This window comes from Streptomyces sp. W16 (genome assembly GCF_033194735.1).
Taxonomy (GTDB): Bacteria; Actinomycetota; Actinomycetes; order Streptomycetales; family Streptomycetaceae; genus Streptomyces.
Genome location: NZ_JAWOAI010000831.1, coordinates 1 through 2,896 on the forward strand (window position 1 = coordinate 1; position 2,896 = coordinate 2,896).

Below are 2,896 nucleotides of genomic sequence, written 5' to 3' on the forward strand. Positions count from 1 at the left end.
CGCGGCGGCCGACCTCGCGATCACCCTCTCGGCCGGCTACCCGGCGGCCGACCCCTGGCCCGCCGAGGTCCGCAACCTGCTGGCCTACGTCCTCGTCCGCCTCGAACGCTGGCCGGACGCCCTCGACCAGCTGCGCCTGATCGGCCCGTACGCCACGTCCTTCCCCTGGGACCGGATCTCGGACGACCCGCTCGGCCAGTTTCTGGAAGTGCGCGACGGAGTGCGGATCGCGGTCGCCGCACAACTGCCCCTGGGCGGGCCGGTTCCGCCCTTTCTCACGGCGGTTCCGGGCCGGCCGTGGGGCTTCGAGGACGCGCCGCCGTATCCACGGAGTGAGCACGACGGTCGCGCCCGCTCCCGCGACCACTAGGCTTTTGCGCCGTGACCACCGTCCGGCTGCCCCTCTTCCCCCTGAACTCGGTTCTGTTCCCGGGGCTCGTGCTTCCTCTGAACATTTTCGAGGAGCGCTATCGCGCCATGATGCGCGAACTGCTCAAGACCCCTGAGGAGGAACCGCGCCGATTCGCCGTCGTCGCCATCCGTGACGGCCACGAGGTGGCCCCGACCGCCCAGGGCATGCCGGACCAGACGGCCGTGCCCGAGCGCGGGCCCACGGCCGGCTTCGGCCCCGACCCGCTCAAGGCCTTCCACTCGGTGGGCTGCGTCGCCGACGCGGCGACCATCCGGGAGCGCGCCGACGGCACCTTCGAGGTGCTGGCGACGGGCACGACCCGGATGCGGCTGCTCTCCGTGGACGCCTCGGGCCCGTTCCTGACGGCCGAGCTGGAGGAGCTGTCCGAGGAGAAGGGCGACGAGGCCGGCGCGCTGGCCCAGGGGGTGCTACGCGCGTTCCGCCAGTACCAGAAGCGCCTGGCCGGCGCCCGCGAACGCTCCCTGTCGACCGGCGACGCGGAGCTGCCGGACGAACCGGCGGTCGTCTCCTACCTGGTCGCCGCCGCGATGATGCTCGACACGGCGACCAAGCAGCGCCTGCTCCAGGCCCCCGACACCGCCTCCCGGCTGCGCGACGAGCTGAAGCTCCTGCGCTCCGAGACGGCCATCATCCGCAACCTGCCGTCCCTGCCCGCGTCGGACCTGACGCGCAACCCGACCAGCCTGAACTGAGACCCACGATGGCGAAGAAGTCCAGGAAACAGCAGCCCCAGTCGGGCGGCACCCCGGCGACCGTCGCCCTGACGGCCGCCGGAGTGCCCTATGAGGTGCACGCCTACGACCACGACCCCGCCCACCCGTCCTACGGCGAGGAGGCGGCCGAGGCGATGGGCGTCTCCCCCGACCGGGTCTTCAAGACACTGGTCGCGGACGTCGACGGGGCGCTGACGGTGGCCGTGGTCCCGGTGGCGGGCCAGCTCGACCTGAAGGCGCTGGCGGCGGCCGTCGGCGGCAAGCGGGCGGCGATGGCCGACCCGACGCTCGCCGAGCGCACCACGGGCTATGTCCGCGGCGGCATCTCCCCGCTCGGCCAGCGCAAGAAGCTCCGCACGGTCGTCGACGACTCGGCCTCGGCCCACGCCACGATCTGTGTCTCGGCGGGCCGCCGCGGCCTGGAGGTCGAACTCTCCCCCGCGGACCTGGCGACCCTCACGGAAGCGGTACTGGCCCCCATCGGACGTGCGTGACCCCTCGACTCCGGCCCCGTCCTCGGTTAAGCACAAGGGGCATGTCGAAGAAAACCAGGAAACGGAAGTGGCGCATCAAGAAGCGCCGCTCGAATCATGGACACCGGCCGGCTTAGGTAGCGCGGGTCGGCGAAATCCAGCCCGTCCGGCGTTTGAGGACGAGGCCCCTTCAGGGCCGAAGCGGGGGTCTGGGGGCGGCAGCCCCCAGGAACCCTCACTACGAGAGCGGCGCCCCGTACCCGTCGCCAGGAACCGGTCCCGGCTGCAGATACGGCGGCTCAGGATCCCGCGGCCCGAACAACGCGGTCAGCCCCAGGTGGACAACCAGCGCGGCGACGGACCAGGCCAGCAGCGCCCCCTTCGCCCCCAGCTTCAGCGGCGCGGAGAAGGTGACACCCTTACCGACCGACTTGGCGTGCGAGAGCACGTCCTTCGTCGGCCCCAGCCACATCCCCAGCCGCCACGCGAGCAGCGAGGCCAGCAGCCCGCCCACGGTCAGCGCGACCACCAGCGGCACTCCCCCGCGCCGCCGCAGCAGGAACGCGGCGAGGGCGCTGAGCACCCCGAAACCCACCGCGAGCAGAGTGAACGTTCCATCCACGCCCACCGCCTGCTCGCCCTCGGAGTCCTTGAGGTAGACGACCCAGCTCTTGTCGACCACGTCCCCGACCAGCGGCACATGCGGTGCCAGCCACCACCACAGCAGCCCGAGCAGCACCCCGCCGAGCGCCACGACGACCGTGGCGACCACGGCCTCGATCACTTCGGTCTTCAGTCCGGGGCCGTCCTGGCCGTAGGACGCGTCCTGCGGTCCGTACACGGGATACCCGGCACCCGGGGTACCCGGCTCACCCGGGTTGCCCGGGTCACCCGGAGGCTGCCACGGATCGTGCGGGGACTGGTCACGCGGCGGCGGAGGCGGAGTCAGCGGTGCGGTCACGTTGACATCGTGCCAGGCGCGGCTGTGCGGCGCGTCACCGGACGGCAGCCCGACGGTAGGCCCAGGCGGCGACGGCCAGCGAAACGACGCCGACCGCGGCGCATACGGCGAGGTCACCGAGGACGAGCGCCCAGTCGGGGTGCGCCGCGAAGGTCTGTGCGAAGGCCTCCACGCCGTAGGTCGAGGGCACCAGGTCCCGCAGGAACCGCACCGCGTCCGGCATCCGGTCGGCCGGCAGCACACCGAGCAGCAGTGCCGCGGACATGCCCAACTGGCCGAGCAGCGTGGCAAGTTCGGGGCGCGGCGCGAGCAGCCC

General features: G+C 72.4%; 3 protein-coding genes and 2 pseudogenes. 3 read left to right on the forward strand and 2 right to left on the reverse strand.

The window, feature by feature from the left end:
• The 3 genes and pseudogenes from R6V09_RS50065 to ybaK form a co-directional block, all read left to right on the forward strand.
• Positions 1–370: pseudogene (locus tag R6V09_RS50065) on the forward strand (hypothetical protein); the annotation flags it as partial.
• Positions 371–381: 11 nt separating this feature from the next.
• On the forward strand, positions 382–1,125 hold the full coding sequence (locus R6V09_RS50070; protein WP_317888078.1) for an LON peptidase substrate-binding domain-containing protein: 744 nt from the start codon (positions 382–384) through the stop codon (positions 1,123–1,125).
• An 8-nt stretch (positions 1,126–1,133) separates the two neighbouring features.
• On the forward strand, positions 1,134–1,640 hold the full coding sequence (gene ybaK / locus R6V09_RS50075; RefSeq protein WP_317888079.1) for a Cys-tRNA(Pro) deacylase: 507 nt from the start codon (positions 1,134–1,136) through the stop codon (positions 1,638–1,640).
• Between the two features lie 217 nt (positions 1,641–1,857).
• Here the strand turns inward: ybaK and R6V09_RS50080 are convergent, their stop codons facing one another.
• Both R6V09_RS50080 and R6V09_RS50085 read right to left on the reverse strand, forming a co-directional pair.
• Complete coding sequence (locus tag R6V09_RS50080) at positions 1,858–2,580, reverse strand: DUF2567 domain-containing protein (protein WP_317888080.1); 723 nt, start codon at positions 2,578–2,580, stop codon at positions 1,858–1,860.
• Positions 2,581–2,614: 34 nt separating this feature from the next.
• Positions 2,615–2,896: pseudogene (locus tag R6V09_RS50085) on the reverse strand (ABC transporter permease); the annotation flags it as partial.

Coding starts and splice junctions, on each gene's coding strand:
- ybaK (WP_317888079.1), top strand. CDS start 1,134: ATGGCGAAGAAGTCCAGGAAACAGCAGCCCCAGTCGGGCGGCACCCCG.